17 protein-coding genes are annotated in these 21,133 nt (G+C 71.7%); 8 read left to right on the top strand and 9 right to left on the bottom strand.

The window, feature by feature from the left end; translation table 11 throughout:
• Nucleotides 1–41: 41 nt before the first annotated feature.
• Nucleotides 42–1,352, bottom strand: a complete 1,311-nt coding sequence (locus tag IGS69_RS19070) for a TadA family conjugal transfer-associated ATPase (protein ID WP_232543576.1) — start codon at nucleotides 1,350–1,352, stop codon at nucleotides 42–44.
• Nucleotides 1,349–2,461 (bottom strand): septum site-determining protein Ssd, encoded by a 1,113-nt coding sequence (gene ssd / locus IGS69_RS19065; RefSeq protein ID WP_190901416.1) that lies wholly within the window; start codon nucleotides 2,459–2,461, stop codon nucleotides 1,349–1,351. The genes IGS69_RS19070 and ssd overlap by 4 nt, the downstream gene beginning before the upstream one ends.
• Before the next feature lie 574 nt (nucleotides 2,462–3,035).
• Here ssd and IGS69_RS19060 point away from each other — a divergent pair.
• On the top strand, nucleotides 3,036–3,869 hold the full coding sequence (locus tag IGS69_RS19060; RefSeq protein WP_190901414.1) for an HAD family hydrolase: 834 nt from the start codon (nucleotides 3,036–3,038) through the stop codon (nucleotides 3,867–3,869).
• A 380-nt stretch (nucleotides 3,870–4,249) separates the two neighbouring features.
• Here IGS69_RS19060 and IGS69_RS19055 read toward each other — a convergent pair whose 3' ends face one another.
• Both IGS69_RS19055 and IGS69_RS19050 read right to left on the bottom strand, forming a co-directional pair.
• A complete protein-coding gene (locus tag IGS69_RS19055; RefSeq protein ID WP_190901412.1) occupies nucleotides 4,250–5,074 on the bottom strand; it encodes a Fic family protein in 825 nt (274 codons plus the stop codon).
• A gap of 207 nt (nucleotides 5,075–5,281) precedes the next feature.
• Complete coding sequence (locus tag IGS69_RS19050) at nucleotides 5,282–6,655, bottom strand: polysaccharide deacetylase family protein (RefSeq protein ID WP_232543575.1); 1,374 nt, start codon at nucleotides 6,653–6,655, stop codon at nucleotides 5,282–5,284.
• Nucleotides 6,656–6,946: 291 nt separating this feature from the next.
• Here IGS69_RS19050 and IGS69_RS19045 point away from each other — a divergent pair, with 291 nt between their 5' ends.
• The 6 genes from IGS69_RS19045 to IGS69_RS34680 all read left to right on the top strand — a co-directional run bounded on the left by IGS69_RS19045 (nucleotide 6,947) and on the right by IGS69_RS34680 (nucleotide 14,965).
• Entirely contained in the window at nucleotides 6,947–9,316 is a 2,370-nt protein-coding gene (locus tag IGS69_RS19045; protein WP_190901410.1) for a bifunctional SulP family inorganic anion transporter/carbonic anhydrase, read from the top strand.
• Between the two features lie 282 nt (nucleotides 9,317–9,598).
• Nucleotides 9,599–11,554 carry an acetate--CoA ligase gene (gene acs, locus IGS69_RS19040; RefSeq protein ID WP_190901409.1) on the top strand — a complete coding sequence of 652 codons (1,956 nt, stop codon included), beginning with the start codon at nucleotides 9,599–9,601 and terminating at the stop codon, nucleotides 11,552–11,554.
• Between the two features lie 198 nt (nucleotides 11,555–11,752).
• A complete protein-coding gene (gene nhaA / locus IGS69_RS19035) occupies nucleotides 11,753–13,189 on the top strand; it encodes a Na+/H+ antiporter NhaA (protein WP_190901407.1) in 1,437 nt (478 codons plus the stop codon).
• Between the two features lie 41 nt (nucleotides 13,190–13,230).
• Complete coding sequence (locus IGS69_RS19030) at nucleotides 13,231–13,719, top strand: phage holin family protein (RefSeq protein ID WP_030846131.1); 489 nt, start codon at nucleotides 13,231–13,233, stop codon at nucleotides 13,717–13,719.
• Nucleotides 13,716–14,654, top strand: coding sequence for an alpha/beta fold hydrolase (locus IGS69_RS19025; protein ID WP_190901405.1), 939 nt, complete (start codon nucleotides 13,716–13,718; stop codon nucleotides 14,652–14,654). The genes IGS69_RS19030 and IGS69_RS19025 overlap by 4 nt, the downstream gene beginning before the upstream one ends.
• Before the next feature lie 128 nt (nucleotides 14,655–14,782).
• Nucleotides 14,783–14,965: a hypothetical protein gene (locus IGS69_RS34680; RefSeq protein WP_078885154.1), complete on the top strand. Its 183-nt coding sequence runs from the start codon at nucleotides 14,783–14,785 to the stop codon at nucleotides 14,963–14,965.
• A gap of 67 nt (nucleotides 14,966–15,032) precedes the next feature.
• Here IGS69_RS34680 and IGS69_RS19020 read toward each other — a convergent pair whose 3' ends face one another.
• The 3 genes from IGS69_RS19020 to nth all read right to left on the bottom strand — a co-directional run bounded on the left by IGS69_RS19020 (nucleotide 15,033) and on the right by nth (nucleotide 18,166).
• The gene (locus IGS69_RS19020; protein ID WP_190901403.1) at nucleotides 15,033–16,232 is read right to left on the bottom strand and encodes a MarP family serine protease; all 1,200 of its coding nucleotides are present in this window, start codon (nucleotides 16,230–16,232) and stop codon (nucleotides 15,033–15,035) included.
• Nucleotides 16,233–16,245: 13 nt separating this feature from the next.
• A complete protein-coding gene (locus IGS69_RS19015) occupies nucleotides 16,246–16,941 on the bottom strand; it encodes an NUDIX hydrolase (protein WP_190901391.1) in 696 nt (231 codons plus the stop codon).
• A gap of 199 nt (nucleotides 16,942–17,140) precedes the next feature.
• Entirely contained in the window at nucleotides 17,141–18,166 is a 1,026-nt protein-coding gene (nth, locus tag IGS69_RS19010) for an endonuclease III (RefSeq protein WP_190904555.1), read from the bottom strand.
• Nucleotides 18,167–18,660: 494 nt separating this feature from the next.
• Here nth and IGS69_RS19005 point away from each other — a divergent pair, with 494 nt between their 5' ends.
• Nucleotides 18,661–19,335 carry a Crp/Fnr family transcriptional regulator gene (locus IGS69_RS19005; RefSeq protein ID WP_010031945.1) on the top strand — a complete coding sequence of 225 codons (675 nt, stop codon included), beginning with the start codon at nucleotides 18,661–18,663 and terminating at the stop codon, nucleotides 19,333–19,335.
• Between the two features lie 82 nt (nucleotides 19,336–19,417).
• On the opposite strand, the gene IGS69_RS19000 is transcribed toward IGS69_RS19005, so the two are convergent.
• Nucleotides 19,418–20,248 carry an MBL fold metallo-hydrolase gene (locus IGS69_RS19000; protein ID WP_190901389.1) on the bottom strand — a complete coding sequence of 277 codons (831 nt, stop codon included), beginning with the start codon at nucleotides 20,246–20,248 and terminating at the stop codon, nucleotides 19,418–19,420.
• Complete coding sequence (locus IGS69_RS18995) at nucleotides 20,245–21,114, bottom strand: NUDIX hydrolase (protein ID WP_190901387.1); 870 nt, start codon at nucleotides 21,112–21,114, stop codon at nucleotides 20,245–20,247. Before IGS69_RS18995 ends, IGS69_RS19000 begins: the two co-directional genes overlap by 4 nt.
• Nucleotides 21,115–21,133 lie beyond the last annotated feature (19 nt).

The following is a 21,133-nucleotide window of genomic DNA, read 5'->3' as shown; positions in this document are numbered from 1 at the left end:
CACGACTCGCCTCCCCCATCACGTCCACACCCATCGACATCTCAGACACCCGCGCCATGCCCCGCCCCCTCCATCGCGACCTCACCCAGTCCACTCGCCTCACCCGGTCCACTCGCCTCACCTGGCCCCCTTGCCTCACCCGGTCCACTCGCCTCACCCGGTCCCCTCACCCCACCCAGCCCACTCGCCCCGCCCCGAAGCAGCCCCCGCAGCCGCTCCCACCCCCGCTCGCGCACGAACGCCTCCGGTCCCCACCGCAGTGCCGGCACCGTGCGCACGAGCCCCGACGGGTCTCTCTCCAGCACGTGCACCTCCGCGATCCGCCGTCGCCCCGCCCGGTCGCGCACCAGGTGCAGCACGACGGAGAGGGCGGCCGCCAACTGGCTGTGCAGCGCGGCCCGGTCGAGCCCGGCGGCCGTGCCGAGCGCTTCCAGCCGGGCCGGTACATCGGCGGCGGCGTTGGCGTGCACGGTGCCGCAGCCGCCCTCATGGCCGGTGTTCAACGCGGCCAGCAGATGCACCACTTCGGGCCCGCGCACCTCACCCACGACCAGCCGGTCGGGCCGCATCCGCAGCGCCTGGCGCACCAGGTCCTCGAGGGTGACCAGGCCCGCGCCCTCCTGGTTCGCGGGTCTGGTCTCCAGCCGCACGACATGGGGATGGTCGGGCCGCAGCTCCGCCGAGTCCTCGGCGAGGACGATCCGCTCATCCGGCCCCACGAGCCCGAGCAGGGCGCTCAGCAGCGTGGTCTTTCCGGTACCGGTACCGCCGCTGACCAGGAAGGACAGCCGAGCGTCGAGCAGGGCGCGCAGCATGCGGTCCCCGCCCGGCGGCACCGTGCCCGCCGTGACCAGCTCGCCGAGCGTGAAGGCTCGCGGCCGTACCACCCGCAGCGACAGGCAGGCGCAGCCCACCGCCACCGGCGGCAGCACGGCGTGCAGCCGGGTTCCGTCGGGCAGCCGGGCATCGGCCCAGGGGCGGGCGTCGTCCAGCCGTCGTCCGGCCACCGCGGCGAGGCGCTGGGCGAGCCGTCGCACGGCCGCCGCGTCCGCGAACCGCACCGACGTCAGCTCCAGTCCGCCACCCCGGTCCACCCAGACCCGGTCCGGGGCCGACACGAGCACGTCCGTCACCGACGGATCGGCGAGGAGCGGCTCCAGCGGTCCGCTGCCGACCAGCTCGGACCGCAACTGCGCCGCGGCACCCAGGACTTCGGCGTCCCCGAGGACCCGCCCCTGGTCCCGCAGGGCCTGCGCCACGCGCGCGGGTGTCGGCTCGGCCCCGCTCTCCGCCAGCCATCGCCGCACTCCGTCGAGCAGCGCCGCGCCTTCGAGCCCGGCCAGGGTGCTCATGCCGCACCCGCCTCGACGAGCGCCCGTTCCCAGAACCCCTTGCAGAACCGGGCGAGCGGCCCGCGCGGAGCGGCACCCGGTGGCGCCGTGCCCTTGTCCGGGCGCGACAGCCCCGGTTCGTCGGGCACTTCGCCGACCAGGGGCAGTCCGAGCAGCCGCGCGATCTCACGGTCGTCGAGCCCCGGTGGGTAGGGGCCGCGGACCGCCACCCGCAGATCCCGCAGGACCATGCCGACCGCGGAGGCCACCCGCCCCGCGGCCGCGACGGCCCGCAGCTCGGCGGGCACCACCAGCACGCCCACGTCCAGCTGGGTGAGCACCTCGGCGACGCCGTCGTCGATCCGGCGCGGCAGGTCGACCACGACCGTGCCGCCGCGGCGGCGGGCCGCCGCGAGCACCGCGCGCACCGCCTGCGGCGGGACCGCGATCCGGTCGCCGCGGTCCCAGCTGAGCACTCGCAGCGAGTGCAGTTCGGGCAGCGACTCCTCCAGGGCTCCCCCGCCGACCCGTCCGCGCGAGGAGGCGAACGCGGGCCAGCGCAGCCCTTCGGCCGTCTCACCTCCGAGGAGGACGTCGAGTCCCCCGCCCAGGGGATCGGCGTCCACGAGGAGCGTGCGCAGTCCCTCCCGCGCGGAGGTGACGGCGAGGGCGCACGCGAGCGTGGACGCTCCGGCCCCGCCCCGGCCGCCGATGACGCCCACTGTGAGGGCGGGCCTGCCGACACCCTCGGCCACATCGGCGATCCGGTCGACCAGCCACTGCTCGCCGTCGGGCAGCATCAGGACGTGCTCGGCGCCGATCTCGACGGCGCGCCGCCACACCCCGGAGTCGTCCTGGTCCCGGCCGACGAGCACGACACCCCTTCTGCGGACGGCCCCGCGCACCCGCCGCGCGGCGTCGTCGCCGACCAGGACGAGCGGCGCGGCCTCCCAGCTGCCTCTGCGCTCGGGCACCCCGTGGTGCACCTCGGGTGTGGCGCCCGCCGCCGCGCACAGGCGCAGCAGGTCGTCGAGGAGTTCGCCGTCCTCGGTGACGATCAGCGGTCCGCCCTGCCGCCCTCCGGCTGCGGGCGGCGGGTCGTGTGTGACGGTTCCGGCCACGCTTTCCATCCCCCTTCGCTGCATGACTCGCGCGGCCCCTGCGGCCCCGCGATTCCCAAACGTGGGAAGAACCGACAAGCGGCCTCCCTGTGAACGGCCGGCAGAAACCGGCCAAACGCCCCCGGGTGCTCGGAACGGGCCATGAACTCGCCGCGAGCGGGATGCGCTGGAATCACGGTGCAGCGATCCCGGAAATCGTGTGGATCTTGGTGGATAACTGTGGACGTTCCGGGGGTTGTGGATATCGCCGTCACCCATACCGGTGAGCGGCTCAGTCCCCCTGTGCGACTCCCACAGAGCAGTCCGGCGACTACCGACCGTGACAAGTCAGGTGCATGACAAGCGCTTCGCCACAGCCGTATCGAAGCGGCTTTCAAGCCGCGCGAAGGAGATGAAAACCCACCCGGACATGCGACGACCCCCGCCGGGGGGGAGAGCGGGGGTCGTCCCCACGGCCGACTCGGGGGGGGAGGAGTCGGGCCGGGTTAGCACGGTCGCGAACGATCCGTGACTTCCATGGTGTACCCGAGAGCCTTCTCAGGCAAACCCACGCGCCCCACCTTACGCCGAATGGGCTGCCCCTATGCTCTGGTGCGTGGAAAACCACTCGATGCCCCGCACAGCCGCCTTCTTTGACCTGGACAAGACGGTCATTGCGAAGTCGAGCACGCTCACGTTCAGCAAGTCGTTCTACCAAGGCGGTCTGATCAACCGCAGGGCCGTCTTGCGTACCGCCTATGCCCAGTTCGTCTTCCTGGCCGGGGGCGCGGACCACGACCAGATGGAGCGCATGCGCGCCTATCTGTCCGCCCTGTGCCGGGGCTGGAACGTGCAGCAGGTCAAGGAGATCGTCGCCGAGACGCTGCACGACCTGATCGACCCGATCATCTACGACGAGGCCGCCTCCCTCATCGAGGAGCACCACACCGCCGGCCGCGACGTCGTGATCGTGTCCACCTCGGGCGCCGAGGTGGTCGAGCCGATCGGCGAACTGCTGGGTGCGGACCGCGTGGTCGCCACCCGCATGGTCGTGGGCGACGACGGCTGCTTCACGGGCGAAGTGGAGTACTACGCGTACGGCCCGACCAAGGCCGAGGCCGTCAGGGAGCTGGCCGAGTCCGAGGGGTACGACCTCAGCCGCTGCTACGCCTACAGCGACTCGGCGACCGATGTGCCGATGCTGGAGTCCGTCGGCCATCCGCATGCCGTGAACCCGGACCGGGCGCTGCGCCGCGAGGCCCTCGCGCGCGAGTGGCCGATCCTGGACTTCCACCGCCCGGTCCGGCTCAAGCAGCGCATTCCCGCGTTCTCCGTCCCGCCGCGCCCGGCGCTCGTGGCGGTCGCGGCGATAGGCGCTGCGGCGGCCACCGCGGGACTCGTCTGGTACGCGAACAGACGCCGGGCCACGGTCGCTTGACCTGTGACGATGCCCGGTCCTATTTGAACCGAAAAGTAAAGAAGTGCGGCCTGGACTTCCGCTCGCTCCGGGGCAGGAGTACAAAGGACTCAACGGCCCGCGAGACCAAGGACATCCGAGAGGATCACCTTTTAACGCATTTGGCCCCACGGACCGAGCATGAACACCGGGCACCCACGCGACGTCGACCCGTCGAATACGGGCCAGCCACACCAGGTGACGGGCAAAGCCCCCGACCTGATGGGCATATATCGAGGACGCTTGGTAACCCGATGCTCATGCCAGCGGCGGTACGAGAACTCGTACCGCCGCATCATTTTTCCGGCCGTGTTTCCAGGCCCCGCCAGGTCACGCCGCTCTGCGACGGACCGCCCGCGATGTCATGCCGCCCCGCGCTGCAGCGCCTCACACACCGCCATCGACTCACGAGCACCCAGCTCGACGGCCCTGCCGCAGTGGGTGATCCAGGCGGCCACGCCCTCCGGGGTACCGGAGACGTACCCGCCGAGGGCCTCCAGGTAGGCCTCGCGCCCCAGCTCCGCATGGCCGACCTCGGCCGCGCAGACCGACTTCGGGTCCAAGCCGCTGCCGATGAGGACGATCCGCTCCGCCGTGCGTGCGACCAGGCCGTTGTGCGACGTGAAGGGACGCAGCGCCAGGAGTTCGCCGTGCACGACGGCGGCCGTCACCAGCGCCGGTGCGGAGCCGCCCGCGATGATCAGCTCGGCCAGTCCGTCCAGCCTGCCGTGCGTCTCGGTGGCGCTCGGCAGCGGCAGCCCGACGAGTGGCTCGTCGACCGGCTCGCCCTCCTTGCGGGGCCGTCCCACCTGGTCGGCCTTGTCCGCGGCCGCCACCAGGTGCAGCCGGGCCAGCACGCGCAGGGGCGACTGCCGCCAGATCGACAGCAGCTGGCCGGCCTCAGCGGTGAGTCGCAGGGCGGCACCCACGGTGCGGGCCTCGTCGTCGCCGCTGAAGTCGGTGCGTCGGCGCACCTCCTCCAGCGCCCAGTCCGCGCCGGACAGCGCGGCCGAGCCGCGGGCGCCGCGCAGCGCGGCCTCGGAGGTGATCGCGTTGCTGCGCCGCCGCATGACCCGGTGCCCGTAGACCCGGTCGACGGCCTTGCGGACGGACTCCACGGAATCGGCCACTCCGGGCAGCGCCCCCAGGGCCGCGAGGGGATCGGCGCTCGCGCCTGCTGTACTCATGAGTACGACCCTACGCACCCCGGGGCCCCGCTCCGCCGCGGAGTGGCCTTCTTCACGCCCACGAGCGCCCTGCCTACACGTCGCGCGAGCACCCTGCCTATACGTCGCGCGAGCACCCTGCCTATACGCTCGCGAACGCCCGGCCATCACTCGTGCGAGCGTCCGGCCATCACGCGCGCGTGCCTCCGGCCACGTCCGCCCGAAGGACTACCCCTTGCTCCCCTGAGCACCCGGGACGCCCTTGACCCCCGAAGCACCCGGAGCACCCTTGGCCGCCGGCGCTCCGGGCACGCCCTTGGCCGCCGGCGCTCCGGGCACGCCCTTGGCCGCCGGCGCTCCGGGCACGCCCTTGGGCGCCGGGGCGGGCCGGTCCGACAGGAAGGTCGCCCAGCCCGCTTTGGGCGCCTGGCCGACCTGCAGGGTGCGCAGCTTCTCCAGCGTCTTCGGGTCCTGGGCGTCCAGCCAGTCCACGAGCTGCCGGAACGAGACGCAGCGCACCTCCTCCTTGGTGCACACCGTCTCGATGACCTCCTCGACGGCCCGCATGTAGGTGCCGCCGTTCCAGGACTCGAAGTGGTTGCCGATGATCAGGGGCGCGCGGTTGCCGTTGTAGGCCCGTGAGAAGCCCTTGAGCAGGCCGTCGCGCATCTGGTCGCCCCAGAAGTCGTGCATGGCGGGGTTGCCCTGGGTCTTGGTGCCCGACTGGTTGACCATGAAGTTGTAGTCCATGGTGAGCTGCTCGAAGGAGTGGCCGGGGAACGGCACGAGCTGCATGGACACGTCCCACAGGCCCTGCTTCTTCTTCGGCCAGACCTGGTCGTTCACGCCGCTGGTGTCATAGCGGAAGCCCAGGTCACGGGCCGCTCTCATGAAGTTGCGCTGGCCCTCCAGGCACGGCGTGCGGGCGCCGATGAGCTCCTTGTCGTAGTCGAAGGGCAGAGGAGCCGCGCCCGTCAGGCCGGTGTTGGTCTTCCAGGTCTTCACGAAGTGCTTGGCCTGGGAGATCTCGTCCTTCCAGTCCTGGACGGACCACTCGCCGACGCCGCCACCGCTGCCGCAGAAGTGGCCGTTGAAGTGGGTGCCGATCTCGTTGCCCTCGAGCCAGGCCAGGCGCAGCTGCTTGGCGGTGGCGGCGATGCCGCGGCGGTCGTTGAAGCCGATGTCGGAGCGGCCCGGCGAGTGCTGCGGCGGCCGGTAGCGGTCCCGTTTCTCGTCCGGCAGCATGTACACGCCGCTCAGGAAGTACGTCATGGTCGCGTTGTTCCGCTTGGCGACCTTGCGGAAGTGGGAGAACAGCTTCTGGCTGTCCTCGCCCGCGCCGTCCCAGGAGAAGACGACGAACTGCGGGGGCTTCTGACCGGGTCGCAGCCGCTCGGGCCTGGGGAGGTGCGGCTGGGCGCCGGTGTAGGCGGTGGAGCCGTCTCCGATCAGGCGGACGGCGCTCTTCGGCGCCTGTGCCGGTGTCGCCTTCTGGGGTTCGGGGGCCTCTTGCCGGGGGGTGCCGGTCGCGCAACCGGCGAGCGATGCGGCGCAGACCGCGGCGATCACGGAACTCGCGGCGATCCTGTGGGTGGCGGCCATGTTCCGCCCACCTTCTTCCTTCTCTCGGGTGCGGACAGCGCCGCCAAATTCGCACGAGGTCGAGAAGGAATTAGTACGACAAGCCGATGAAATGGCCACTTCACTCTTCAGGGTGATCTATTCACCCATTTGCCCGTAAAGTCTATGCTCGTCCTTTACTCTGCATTACGATCCGTTTACCGAGTGTTGATTCATCCCGCCGATTTACGCCGTGACCGCCGCGACCGAACCCCGCCCTGAGCGGGACCCCCCAGTTACGCGACCGCGCAGCCCCGGAGGAGACGGGAACCCATGTCAGCCTGCGTCCCCACACGCGCCGCCGATCCGAACCGCACCGAACGCACCCATCCGCCCCACAGTCCGCCGCCGACCGGACCCCGCCGATTCAGGATCGCGGGTGCCGATGTGTCGGCCTCGATCGCGGTCTTCCTGATCGCCCTGCCCCTGTCCCTGGGCATCGCCCTCGCCACCGGCGCCCCTCTCCAGGCCGGCCTCGTCGCCGCCGCCGTGGGCGGGCTGGTCGCCGGGCGGCTCGGCGGCTCCCCGCTCCAGGTGAGCGGCCCGGCCGCCGGGCTCACCGTCGTCACCGCCGACCTCATCCAGCGCTACGGCTGGCGGACGACCTGCGCCATCACCGTCCTCGCCGGCCTCGCCCAACTCGGCCTCGGCTGCCTGCGCGTGGCCCGCGGCGCTCTCGCCGTCAGCCCCGCCATCGTGCACGGCATGCTCGCCGGGATCGGCGTCACCATCGCCGTCGCCCAGCTGCACATCGTGCTCGGCGGCACACCGCAGAGTTCCGTACCGGACAACCTCCGCGCGCTGCCCGCCCAGTTGGCACACATGCGCCCCGCGGCCGTATCGGTGAGCGTGCTGACCCTGGCGCTGCTGCTGCTCTGGCCGAGACTGCCCGGCCGGGCCGGACGCCTGCTGCGCAAGGTCCCGGCCGCGCTCGTCGCGGTCGCCGGAGCCACCGCCGCCGCCGCGCTCGCCGGGCTCCGCCTGCCCAAGGTCGACCTGCCGTCCTGGAGCAACCACGCCCTGGCCGGGCTCCCCGAGGGCCCCGTGCTCGGCCTGGTCGCCGCCGTGCTCACCACCACGCTGGTGTGCAGCGTGCAGTCGCTGCTCGGCGCGGTCGCCGTGGACAAGCTGGTGGCCGGCCGCCCCGGCCTGTCGCCCCGTGTCGGGCGCTCGAACCTCGACCGCGAACTGCTCGGACAGGGCGCCGCCAACATCGTCTCCGGCTCGCTCGGCGGACTGCCCATCGCCGGTGTCGCCGTGCGAAGTTCGGCGAATGTGCACGCGGGCGCGATCAGCCGGAACTCCACGATGCTGCACGGCGTTCTCGTAGTGATCGCCGCGCTGCTGATGGTCCCGATCCTGGAGCTCATCCCGCTCGCCTCGCTCGCCGCCCTGGTGATGGCCGTCGGCATCCAGATGGTGTCCCTGAACCACATCCGCACGGTGACCCGCCACCGGGAGGTCTGGGTCTACGCCGTCACCACCCTCGGCGTGGTCTCCCTCGGCGTCCTGGAGGGCGTGGCGCTCGGCATCGCCATGGCCGTCGGCGTCGCCCTGCACCGCCTCACCCGCACCCGCATCACGCACGACGAGAGGGAAGGAGTCCATCACGTCCACGTCAGAGGACAGTTGACGTTCCTCGCGGTGCCACGGCTCAGCCGGGCCCTGCATCTCGTGCCCCACGGCGCCGACACCGTCGTCGAGCTGGACGGGTCGTTCATGGACCACGCGGCGTACGAGACGTTGCAGGACTGGCAGAAGACGCACACCGCGCAGGGCGGCACCGTGGAGATCACCGGCCGGCATCCCGGCACCCGCATCTCCGAGCCCCAGGCCTCCGGCGACTGCCGCTGCCGGCCCTGGACACCCTGGCGCAACCACCAGTGCGACGGCCCCCAGTCCACACCCCCCGCCGAGAAGAACCCGGACGGGTCGGACCGCTCCCAGCCGGACCCGACGGGCACCGGCGGAGCCAGCGGGCACGAACTGGCGCGTGGCATCAGCGCGTTCCAGCGCAACACCGCACCGCTGGTGCGCAGCGAGCTGGCCCGGCTGGCGAGAGAGGGGCAGCGGCCGTCGCAGCTCTTCCTGACCTGCGCCGACTCACGGCTGGTCACATCGATGATCACCTCCAGTGGTCCGGGCGACCTGTTCGTCGTGCGCAACGTGGGCAACCTCGTCCCGCGCCCGGGCGAGGAGAGCGGTGACGACTCGGTGGCGGCGGCGATCGAGTACGCCGTGGACGTGCTCCGGGTGCGGTCCATCACGGTGTGCGGACACTCCGGATGCGGAGCCATGCAGGCCCTGTTCGACTCCGAGCCCGGTGGCGCCCGGACCCCGCTGAAGCGGTGGCTGCGGCACGGGCTGCCGAGCCTGGAGCGCATGGCCGAGGCCGGCCTGCCCCGGGACATGCTGGCGGGACGGTCCCCCGAGGACGCGGTCGAGCAGCTCTGCCTGACGAACGTGGTCCAGCAGCTGGAGCACCTGCGCGCCCACGACTCGGTGAGACGGGCACTCGACGAGGGCGCCCTGGAACTGCACGGGATGTACTTCCACGTGGGCGAGGCCGAGGCGTACCTGCTCACCGAGACGGAGACCGGCGGCGTCTTCGACCGCGTGCGGGAGCCGGATCTGTCGGCGTGAGCCGGTGCCCGGTGCGGTGCGTCCCGCCCTGCACCGGAAGAGGGTGTGCCCCCGATCGACAGCGGGAGCACACCCTGCGGCCCGCCGGACCGCGAGCAGGGTGACCCGCAGCACACACACTGAACTTTCCCTGGTCGGCGTCCGTGGGTACGGATGACCTCGGTTCCCGACAGCGCCGCCCAAAGGTCTAAACCAATCGGCGGTCGGCCCTTGTCATCGCACCCCCGGGTCTGATGAGCTGTGGCCTGGGACACAACGGACACCCTGGGAAAGGCAGATGCCGTGAGCAATGAAAGCCTGGCCAACCTCTTGAAGGAGGAGCGACGCTTCGCGCCCCCCGCCGACCTGGCCGCGAACGCCAACGTCACCGCGGAGGCGTATGAACAGGCCAAGGCTGACAGGCTCGGCTTCTGGGCCGAGCAGGCCCGCCGGCTGACCTGGGCCAAGGAGCCCACCGAGACGCTCGACTGGTCGAACCCGCCGTTCGCCAAGTGGTTCAAGGACGGCCGGCTCAACGTCGCCTACAACTGCGTCGACCGCCATGTGGAGGCCGGGCTCGGCGACCGCGTCGCCATCCACTTCGAGGGCGAGCCGGGCGACAGCCGCGCGATCACCTACGCCGAGCTCAAGGACGAGGTCTCCAAGGCCGCCAACGCCCTGCAGGAGCTGGGAGTCCAGGCGGGCGACCGGGTCGCCGTCTACATGCCGATGATCCCCGAGACGGCGATCGCGATGCTGGCCTGCGCCCGGATCGGCGCCGCCCACTCGGTCGTCTTCGGCGGCTTCTCCTCGGACGCGCTCGCCACCCGCATCCAGGACGCCGACGCGCGCGTGATCATCACCACCGACGGCGGCTACCGGCGCGGCAAGCCGTCCGCGCTCAAGCCGGCCGTGGACGAGGCCGTCGAGAAGGCGGGCATCGTCGAACACGTCCTCGTCGTGCGCCGCACGGGCCAGGAGGTCGCCTTCACCGAGGGCCGCGACGTGTGGTGGCACGACCTCGTGGGACGCCAGAGCGCGGAGCACACCCCGCAGGCGTTCGACGCCGAGCACCCGCTGTTCATCCTGTACACCTCGGGCACCACGGGTAAGCCGAAGGGCATCCTGCACACGTCCGGCGGCTACCTCACCCAGACCGCCTACACCCACCACGCCGTCTTCGACCTCAAGCCGGAGACCGACGTCTACTGGTGCACCGCCGACGTCGGCTGGGTCACCGGCCACTCCTACATCGTCTACGGGCCGCTGGCCAACGGCGCGACGCAGGTCATGTACGAGGGCACGCCCGACACCCCGCACCAGGGCCGCTTCTGGGAGATCGTGCAGAAGTACGGCGTGACCATCCTCTACACCGCGCCGACCGCGATCCGTACGTTCATGAAGTGGGGCGACGACATCCCCGCCAAGTTCGACCTGTCCAGCCTGCGGGTGCTGGGCTCGGTGGGCGAGCCGATCAACCCCGAGGCATGGGTCTGGTACCGCAAGAACATCGGCGCCGACCGCACCCCGGTCGTCGACACGTGGTGGCAGACCGAGACCGGCTCGATGATGATCACCCCGCTGCCGGGCGTGACCGCCACCAAGCCCGGCTCCGCGCAGACGCCGCTGCCCGGCATCTCCGCGACGGTCGTCGACGACGAGGCGAACGAGGTGCCGAACGGCGGTGGCGGCTACCTGGTGCTGACCGAGCCGTGGCCGTCGATGCTGCGCACCATCTGGGGCGACGACCAGCGCTTCATCGACACGTACTGGTCGCGCTTCGAGGGCAAGTACTTCGCCGGTGACGGCGCCAAGAAGGACGACGACGGTGACATCTGGCTGCTCGGCCGGGTCGACGACGTCATGCTCGTCTCCGGCCACAACATCTCCACCACCGAGGTGGAGTCCGCGCTCGTCTCCCACCCCTCGGTCGCCGAGGCGGCCGTGGTCGGTGCGGCGGACGAGACGACCGGGCAGGCGATCGTCGCGTTCGTGATCCTGCGCGGGACGGCCTCGGAGACCGAGGGCCTGGTCGCCGAGCTGCGCACCCATGTCGGCAACGCCCTCGGCCCCATCGCCAAGCCCAAGCGGATCCTGCCGGTGGCCGAGCTGCCGAAGACCCGCTCGGGCAAGATCATGCGCCGGCTGCTGCGGGACGTAGCCGAGAACCGCCAGCTGGGTGACGTCACCACGCTGACCGACTCCACGGTCATGGACCTCATCCAGACCAAGCTGCCCGCCGCGCCCAGCGAGGACTGATCGCGGCAGCGGCATGACGAATCCGGCGGAGGGCACCCGCTCACCGGGTGCCCTCCGCCGGCGTGCCCCCGCGGCGAGGGCCGCCGGATGCGCAGAGCCGTACGGTTACCTAAACTAAGCAAAACAAGTGCTCCATGGTGCGCCGGGAAGTCTGGTCGGCATGTGTTCCGTCCTGCCCACCGACCGGAGGTTCTCCTTGTGACCGCGCCCCGCTCCACCACCCGCCGCACGGTCCTCGGCCGGCTGTCACTGCCCGAGCGGACCTACGTGGCGGACGCGCTGCGCACGGAGACCGTCGGCGGGGTGCTGCTGCTCGCAGCCGCGGTCACCGCGCTGCTCTGGGCGAACATCCCCGTGCTGCACGACAGCTACGAGAGCGTCTCCCACTTCCACCTGGGCCCCGCCGCCCTCGGCCTCGACCTGTCCGTCGCGCACTGGGCCGCCGACGGACTGCTGGCGATCTTCTTCTTCGTCGCCGGGATCGAGCTCAAGCGCGAGCTGGTCGCGGGCGATCTGCGCGACCCCAAGGCCGCCGCGCTCCCGGTCGTCGCCGCCCTGTGCGGCATGGCCGTACCGGCACTCGTCTACACCGTCACCGCCCTGGCCGGCGGGGGCTCCCTGGACGGCTGGGCCGTGCCGACCGCCACCGACATCGCCTTCGCCCTCGCCGTGCTCGCCGTCATCGGCACCTCCCTGCCGAGCGCGCTGCGGGCCTTCCTGCTCACGCTCGCCGTCGTCGACGACCTCTTCGCGATCCTGATCATCGCGGTGTTCTTCACCGCCGACCTGAACTTCGCCGCGCTCGGCGGCGCCGTCGCCGGTCTGCTGCTCTTCTGGCTGCTGCTGCGGGGCGGCGTACGCGGCTGGTACGTGTACGTGCCGCTCGCCCTCGTCGTCTGGGCGCTGATGTACAACAGCGGCATCCACGCCACCATCGCGGGTGTCGCCATGGGCCTGATGCTGCGCTGCCACCGCCACGAGGGCGAGGACCACTCCCCCGGCGAGCGCATCGAACACCTCGTGCGGCCCTTGTCGGCAGGGCTGGCCGTCCCGCTGTTCGCGCTGTTCAGCGCGGGCGTCGCGGTGTCCGGCGGGGCACTCACCGACGTGTTCACCCAGCCGGAGACGCTCGGGGTCGTCCTCGGGCTGGTCGCCGGCAAGGCGCTCGGCATCTTCGGCGGCACGTGGCTGACGGCCCGATTCACCCGCGCCTCGCTCAGCGACGACCTCGCCTGGGCGGACGTGTTCGCGGTGGCGAGTCTCGCCGGCATCGGATTCACGGTCTCGCTGCTCATCGGCGAACTCGCCTTCGCCGGCGACGAGACGATGACGAACGAGGTCAAGGCCGCCGTCCTGCTGGGCTCCCTCATCGCCGCGACACTCGCGACCGTCCTGCTGAAGATCCGGAACGCCAAGTACCGCCGTCTGTGGGAGGAAGAGGAGCGCGACGAGGACGCCGACGGCGTCCCGGACGTCTACGAGGAGGATGATCCGGCGTACCACCTGCGCCTGGCCGCGCGCTACGAGGCCAAAGCCGCGGAACACCGCCGGATCGCCCAGGAGAAGGCAGCGGCGCGCCACGAGCTTGCCGAAGTACCGGGCGGGGCAGGCGAGGACCACGACGGTCCGGCATGATCTGACGAGACGGTACAAAAGACGGAGAGGGAGACACCGCGATGAGCGCACCCGACGGCAGCCCGGTCGGCGCCGAACGCAGCATCGGCCAGCTGTTCGCCTCGGCGACGGCTGAAATGTCGGCGCTGGTGCACGACGAGATCGCGCTGGCGAAGGCGCAGCTCAAGCAGGACGTGAAGCGCGGCGCGACCAGTGGCGGCGCCTTCTCGGCGGCCGGCGCGGTGCTGATCTTCTCCCTGCCGATGCTGAACTTCGCGCTGGCGTACGGCATCCGCACCTGGAGCGACTGGAACCTCGCGGTCTGCTTCCTGCTGTCCTTCGCGGCGAACGTGCTGGTCGCCGGGGTGCTCGCGCTGATCGGCGTGACCTTCGCGAAGAAGGCCAAGAAGAGCAAGGGCCCGCAGAAGGTCGCCGCCTCGATGAAGGAGACCGCGGTCGTGCTGCAGAAGGCCAAGCCGCACCCGCGGCCGGAGCTCCCGCAGGACCGGGTCCCCGAGGCCATCGAGGCTGTGGCACGCTCGTCCTCATGACGGACCCCGCCCCTGCCCCGGCACAACCGGCTTCGGCCGTACTCCTGGACGGCCCCTGGAGCCACCGCGACGTCGCCGCCAACGGCGCCCGCTTCCACATCGCCGAGCTGGGGGACGGGCCGCTGGTCCTGCTGCTGCACGGCTTCCCGCAGTTCTGGTGGACATGGCGGCACCAGCTGGTGGCGCTCGCCGACGCCGGCTTCCGGGCCGTCGCCATGGACCTGCGGGGCATCGGCGGCAGCGACCGCACACCGCGCGGCTACGACCCCGCCAACCTCGCGCTCGACGTCACCGGCGTCATCCGCTCCCTCGGCGAGCCCGACGCCGCGCTGGTCGGCCACGACCTCGGCGGATACCTCGCGTGGACGGCGGCCGCGATGCGCCCCAAGCTGGTGCGGCGGCTGGCGGTCTCCTCCATGCCGCACCCGCGGCGCTGGCGCTCGGCCATGCTGAGGGACGTCAAGCAGAGCCGCGCCGGTTCACACATCTGGGGGTTCCAGCGGCCCTGGATCCCGGAGCGGCAGCTCACCGCCGACGACGGGGCCCTCGTCGCGGAGCTGATCGAGGAGTGGTCCGGGCCGCGCCCGCCCGAGGACGAGGCGCTGGAGAACTACCGCCGCGCCATGTGCATCCCCTCCGCGGCGCACTGCGCGGTCGAGCCGTACCGCTGGATGGTGCGCTCCCTGGCCCGCCCGGACGGCATCCAGTTCAACCGGCGGATGAAGCGGCCCGTGCGCGTGCCGACCCTGCATCTGCACGGCTCGCTCGACCCCGTGATGCGCACGCGCAGCGCGGCCGGGTCCGGCGAGTACGTCGAAGCCCCCTACCGCTGGCGCCTGTTCGACGGACTCGGCCACTTCCCGCACGAGGAGGACCCAGTCGCGTTCTCCTCGGAACTCATCAACTGGCTGCGGGATCCCGAACCCGACCGGTGACCAACCGGCCCCGCCCCGTCACGGGCGCGTGAACAGTTGTCTGACGAACGGCCAATTGCCTGGCGCATAGGCCAATTGGACGCCCCGGGAGCGGTTATCGACCATGGGGCGGGGGCACACGTCGGGGTATGGGCTGGACGCACGACTACAGTGACGCAACCCGCAATCGCCGCTCGGCGGGCGGTGCGAACCCCCACCGGCGAAGCGGCGCACCGCAGATGGCGACCGCGGACCCCCGGGTCGGAATCCCGCGGATCCTCCGCCGCCGGGCCCGCTGGGTCTCCGTACGTCTGCGCCACACTCGCGACTGAGGCATCACTCGCGCGAGTGACACCCCGCCACCTGCGGCTCCAAGGCCGCCCGTAGACCTGCCGGGCGCTACAGCGCGCAGCTGTCGCTGCCCACCTGCCGGGTGGCGGTACGCCCCTTGGTGATGTCCTCCCGGATCTCGTCCACGGTCAGCGCGTATCCCGTCTCGGCGTCGTCGAGCGACTTGGCGAAGACGACGCCGTAGACCTTGCCGTCGGGGGTGAGCAGCGGGCCGCCGGAGTTGCCCTGGCGGACGGTCGCGAAGAGGGAGTAGACGTCGCGGCGGACCGTGCCGCGATGGTAGATGTCCGGGCCGTTGGCGGTGATGCGGCCGCGCACGCGGGCGGCCCGCACGTCGTACGCGCCGTTCTCCGGGAAGCCCGCGACGATCGCGTCGTCGCCGCTGTTCGCGTCCTTCTCGGTGAACCGCAGCACGGGCGCCTTGAGATCCGGCACGTCGAGGACGGCGATGTCGCGCCGCCAGTCGTAGAGCACGACCTTGGCGTCGTACTTCCTGCCCTCGCCGCCTATCTGCACGGTCGGCTCGTCGACTCCGCCCACCACGTGCGCGTTGGTCATCACGCGGCGGCCGGAGAAGACGAAGCCGGTGCCCTCCAGGACCTTGCCGCAGCTCGGGGCCGTGCCCATGACCTTGACGATGGAGCGCTGGGCGCGGTTCGCCACGGGGCTGTTCGCCAGCGCCGGGTCGGGCGGCTGGACGTCGGTGATCGGCTCGTTCGAGAAGGGGCTGAAGACCTGCGGGAAGCCGTTCTGCGCGAGGACGGAGGAGAAGTCCGCGAACCAGGTGGCGGCCTGGTCGGGCAGGGCTTGCGAGACGCCCAGCAGCACCTTGGAGTTGCGGACCTCCTTGCCGAGCGTCGGCAGTGTGGTGCCCGCGAGGGCCGAGCCGATCAGCCAGGCGACCAGGAGCATCGCCACGACGTTGACCAGCGCGCCGCCGGTGGCGTCGAGGGCCCGGGCCGGGGACCAGGTGATGTGCCGGCGCAGCTTGTTGCCGAGGTGGGTGGTGAGGGCCTGGCCGACAGAGGCGCAGACAATGACGACGACGACCGCGACGACGGCGGCGGTCGTGCTCACCTCCGCGTTGTCCGTCAGCGCGTCCCAGATGACGGGCAGCACGTAGACCGCGACGAGGCCACCGCCCAGGAAGCCGATCACCGACAGGATGCCGACGACGAACCCCTGGCGGTACCCCACGACCGCGAACCACACGGCGGCGACCAGCAACAAGATGTCCAGCACGTTCACGGAGGCCACCCTGTCATGCGCGCCAGTCGAGCGGGACCTGCTTCTCGCGGTCCCAGGGCCGCTCCCAGCCCGCGAAGTGCAGCAGCCGGTCGATGATTCCGGCCGTGAAACCCCAGACAAGGGCTGATTCCACCAGAAATGCCGGACCTCGGTGGCCGCTGGGGTGGACGGTGGTCGCTCGGTTGTCGGGATCCGTGAGATCCACCACGGGGACGGTGAAGACCCGGGCGGTCTCGTTCGGATCGACCACGCCGACCGGGCTCGGCTCGCGCCACCAGCCCAGCACGGGGGTGACGACGAAGCCGCTGACCGGGATGTAGAGGCGGGGCAGGACGCCGAAGAGCTGGACGCCGGACGGGTCGAGGCCGGTCTCTTCCTCCGCCTCGCGCAGGGCGGCCCGCAGCGGGCCGTCGCCGTACGGGTCGCCGTCCTCCGGGTCGAGGGCGCCGCCCGGGAAGGAGGGTTGGCCGGCGTGCGAGCGCAGGGAGCTCGCACGCTCCATGAGCAGCAGTTCCGGGCCGTGCGCCCCTTCACCGAACAGGACCAGCACGGCGGACTGCCGCCCCGCCCCGTCCTCCGGGGGCAGGAATCGGCTCAGCTGCCTCGGCCGGACGGTCTCCACGGCGTGCACCACCGGGTCCAGCCAGCCGGGCAGCCCGTCCTTGATCAGCGCCACCGGGCTGCCCTGTGTGTCGCTCGCACGCGTCATCGCCACCCCCGTCGTCCTGCCGCGTCCAACGCACGACAGGTCCGAGATCGTTCCGCGAACGCCTCGGATCCCCTGAACGGGCGGCGCGTGGGGCTCTTCGGACGGCGCGTGAGGTTCTTCTGATGGCGCGCGGGGCTCTTCGCGTCGCACGCCGGGCCGTTCGGGCGGCGCGTCGGATGCCGCGGGCGCCTCAGGCAGCTCATCCGGCCCCCAGCGGCGGCGCCGGTTTGCCGCCCGCGTCCAGGTACGCCTGCGGGGGCTTCAGGCGCTGGCCGGGCAAGCCGCCCTTCTCGTACTTGAGGAGCTTCTTCGCCTTCTCCGGGTCGGTCTCGCCCTCGCCGTAGGCCGGGCAGAGGTGGGCGATCGGGCAGGCGCCGCACGCGGGCTTGCGGGCGTGGCAGATGCGGCGGCCGTGCCAGATGACGTGGTGCGACAGATCCGTCCAGTCGCTCTTCGGGAAGAGCGCGCCGACCGCGGCCTCGATCTTGTCCGGGTCCGTCTCGTCGGTCCAGCGCCAGCGGCGCACCAGGCGCTGGAAGTGCGTGTCGACGGTGATGCCGGGGTGGCCGAAGGCGTTGCCGAGCACGACGAACGCGGTCTTGCGGCCGACGCCGGGCAGCTTGACCAAGTCCTCCAGCCGGCCGGGTACCTCGCCCCCGAAGTCCTCGACCAGTGCCTTCGACAGCCCGATGACCGACTTCGTCTTGGCCCGGAAGAAGCCGCACGGGCGGAGGATCTCCTCCACCTCCTCGGGGTTGGCGGCGGCCAGATCCTCCGGGGTCGGGTACTTGGCGAAGAGGGCGGGTGTCGTCTGGTTGACGCGCAGGTCGGTCGTCTGGGCGGACAGGACCGTGGCGACGAGCAATTGGAAGGGGTTCTCGAAGTCCAGCTCGGGGTGCGCGTACGGAAAGACGTCGGCGAGCTCGCGGTTGATCCGGCGGGCCCGGCGGACCAGAGCGGTGGGCGACTCGTCGCCCGGCGGGTGGACGACGGCCTTGGCGGGGGCGGTGCCCTTGATACGGGCGGTGGCCTTCTTGGGCGCGACCGCGACCTTCTTGGCGGCGGGCGCCTTCTTCACGGCGGCGCCCTTCGATGCCTTCGCGGCGACAGAGGCCTTGGACGCGGCCTTCTTCGGAGGCGCGGCCTTCTTCGCGGACGCGGCCTTCTTGGGGGGCGCGGCCTTCTTGGGGGGCGCGGCCTTCTTCGCGGACGCGGCCTTCTTCACGGAAGCCGCCTGCTTCGCGGCCGCGGCCTTCTTCACGGAAGCCGCCTGCTTCGCGGAGCCCGTCTCACCGGCGGACGCAGCCCTCTTCGCGGCGGCACCCTTCGCGGAAGCCGCCTTCTTCGCGGAAGCCGCCTTCTTCGCGGAAGCCGACTTCTTCACCGGTTCCGTCTTGTTCTCTTTCGCCGTTTTCCTACCGCCATCGGGGCCCTGTTCGCCCACGGCGGAATTGCGACGTACAACCACCCGCGCAGCCCCCTCGGCCTGTGCTCTCACCGGCGATTTGGACACCCGGCCAGCCTAAGGCCCGGCACGGACATCCGCCCCGGCCCCTGAAGATCGGCGCCCAATTGGACCCCTGCCGCGTACCCCGGGACACGTGTGCGGCATCCTTGTGACAGATCACACTGTTTGGACCGCCCGACAAAATGGGCACCACGGTCCCTCGGTACACGGGGGAGCAAGATCCCCTGAGCAGGTCGAATAGGAGAGAACTCGTGGACGACGTTCTGCGGCGCAATCCGCTCTTCGCGGCGCTCGATGACGAGCAGGCCGCGGAGCTCCGCGCCTCCATGAGTGAGGTGACCCTCGCCCGCGGTGACTCGCTGTTCCATGAGGGCGACCCCGGTGACCGCCTGTACGTGGTCACGGAGGGCAAGGTGAAGCTCCACCGCACGTCCCCCGACGGCCGCGAGAACATGCTGGCCGTGGTCGGCCCCGGCGAGCTCATCGGTGAGCTGTCGCTGTTCGACCCGGGCCCGCGCACCGCGACCGCCACGGCACTGACCGAGGTCAAGCTGCTCGGCCTCGGCCACGGCGACCTCCAGCCCTGGCTGAACGCCCGCCCGGAGGTGGCGACGGCACTTCTGCGCGCCGTCGCGCGCCGGCTGCGCAAGACCAACGACGCGATGTCCGACCTCGTCTTCTCGGACGTCCCGGGCCGTGTCGCCCGCGCCCTGCTCGACCTGTCGCGCCGGTTCGGCGTGCAGTCCGAGGAGGGCATCCACGTGGTGCACGACCTCACGCAGGAGGAGCTGGCCCAACTCGTCGGCGCGTCCCGCGAGACGGTCAACAAGGCCCTCGCGGACTTCGCCCAGCGCGGCTGGCTGCGCCTGGAGGCCCGCGCGGTGATCCTCCTGGACGTGGAGCGCCTCGCGAAGCGCTCGCGCTGACGCGCACACCCTCCCGTACGTCATCGGGCCCCCTCTCCTCACGAGACGGGGCCCGACGTCGTATCCGCGAGGCCGCGCACGGTCAGATGAGCCCGTGCTCCTCCAGGTAGTCCAGCTGGGCCCGTACGGACAGTTCCGCCGCCGGCCACAGGGAGCGGTCCACGTCGGCGTAGACGTGGGCGACGACCAGTGGAGGGGTGCGGTAGCCGTCCTCGACGGCCGTCTCGACCTGGGCGAGGCGGGTGGCGCGGTGGGCGAGGTAGTACTCGACGGCGCCCTGGGCGTCGTCGAGGACCGGGCCGTGGCCCGGCAGGACGGTGCGGACGCCGTCGTCGACCGTGAGGGAGCGCAGGCGGCGCAGGGAGTCCAGGTAGTCGCCGAGACGGCCGTCGGGGTGGGCCACGACCGTCGTGCCGCGGCCCAGGATCGTGTCGCCGGTGAGGACCGCCCGGTCGGCAGGGAGGTGGAAGGAGAGGGAGTCGGCGGTGTGGCCGGGGGTCGGCACGACGCGCAGTTCCAGTCCCCCGGTCGTGATCACCTCTCCGGCGGCCAGGCCCTCGTCGCCCAGCCGCAGTGCCGGGTCGAGGGCACGCACGCGTGTGCCGGTCAGCTCGGCGAAGCGGGCGGCGCCCTCCGCGTGGTCGGGGTGGCCGTGGGTCAGCAGGGTGAGGGCGACGCGTTTGCCGGCCTGTTCGGCCGTGGCGAGAACCCGGCGCAGGTGCTCGTCGTCCAGCGGCCCCGGGTCGATCACCACGGCCAGGTCCGAGTCGGGCTCGGAGACGATCCAGGTGTTCGTGCCGTCCAGGGTCATCGCCGACGCGTTGGGGGCCAGGACGTTGACGGCCCGCGCGGTGGCGGGCCCCGAGAGGACCCCTCCGCGGGGCTGGCCGGGAAGGGCGCTTGCGTCCGTCATGCGGTGGCTCCACCGGTCGGGATGTGCTTGGTGAACTCGTCGTGGCCCGGCCAGGAGAGCACGAGCTCGCCGTCGACCAGGCGGGCGGTGGCCAGGACGGGCGTGAGGTCGCGCCCCGGGGCGGCGTCGAGCGCCCCGGCGGCCGACTCGTACGCCGCCAGCTGGCGCAGGGTCGCGATCGTGGGCGGCATCATCAGCAGCTCGCCCTTGTCGTACCCGGCCGCCGCCTCGCGCGGGGCGATCCACACCGTGCGGTCCGCCTCCGTGGAGGCGTTGCGGGTGCGCTGTCCCTCGGGGAGCGCGGCCACGAAGAACCAGGTGTCGTAGCGGCGGGCCTCGAACTCCGGGGTGATCCAACGGGCCCAGGCGCCCAGCAGGTCCGAGCGCAGGACCAGTCCCCGCCGGTCCAGGAACTCCGCGAAGGACAGGTCCCGGGCGACCAGGGCGGCCCGGTCGGTCTCCCAGTCGGCTCCCGTGGTGTCACCGACGACCGAGTCGGCCGACGGTCCGGCGAGCAGCACACCCGCCTCCTCGTACGTCTCGCGCACGGCCGCGCAGACGATCGCCTGGGCCGCCGTCTCGTCGACACCGAGCCGATCGGCCCACCACGCGCGCGTGGGGCCCGCCCAGCGGACCTGGTGGTCGTCATCGCGCGGGTCGACGCCGCCGCCCGGGTACGCGTACGCGCCTCCGGCGAAGGCCATGGAGGCGCGTCTGCGCAGCATGTGGACGGCCGGGCCGCTGCCGGTGTCCTTCAGGAGCATGACGGTGGCCGCACGCCTGGGGGCCACCGGGGTGAGGGTGCCGGCCGCGAGTGCGCGGATGCGGTCCGGCCACTCCGGGGGGTACCACTGACCGTTCGCCATGGGCGCGAGGCTATCCCGT

This window comes from Streptomyces tuirus (genome assembly GCF_014701095.1).
GTDB classification, from domain to species: domain Bacteria; phylum Actinomycetota; class Actinomycetes; order Streptomycetales; family Streptomycetaceae; genus Streptomyces; species Streptomyces tuirus.
This window is presented reverse-complemented; position numbering and strand designations above follow the sequence as displayed.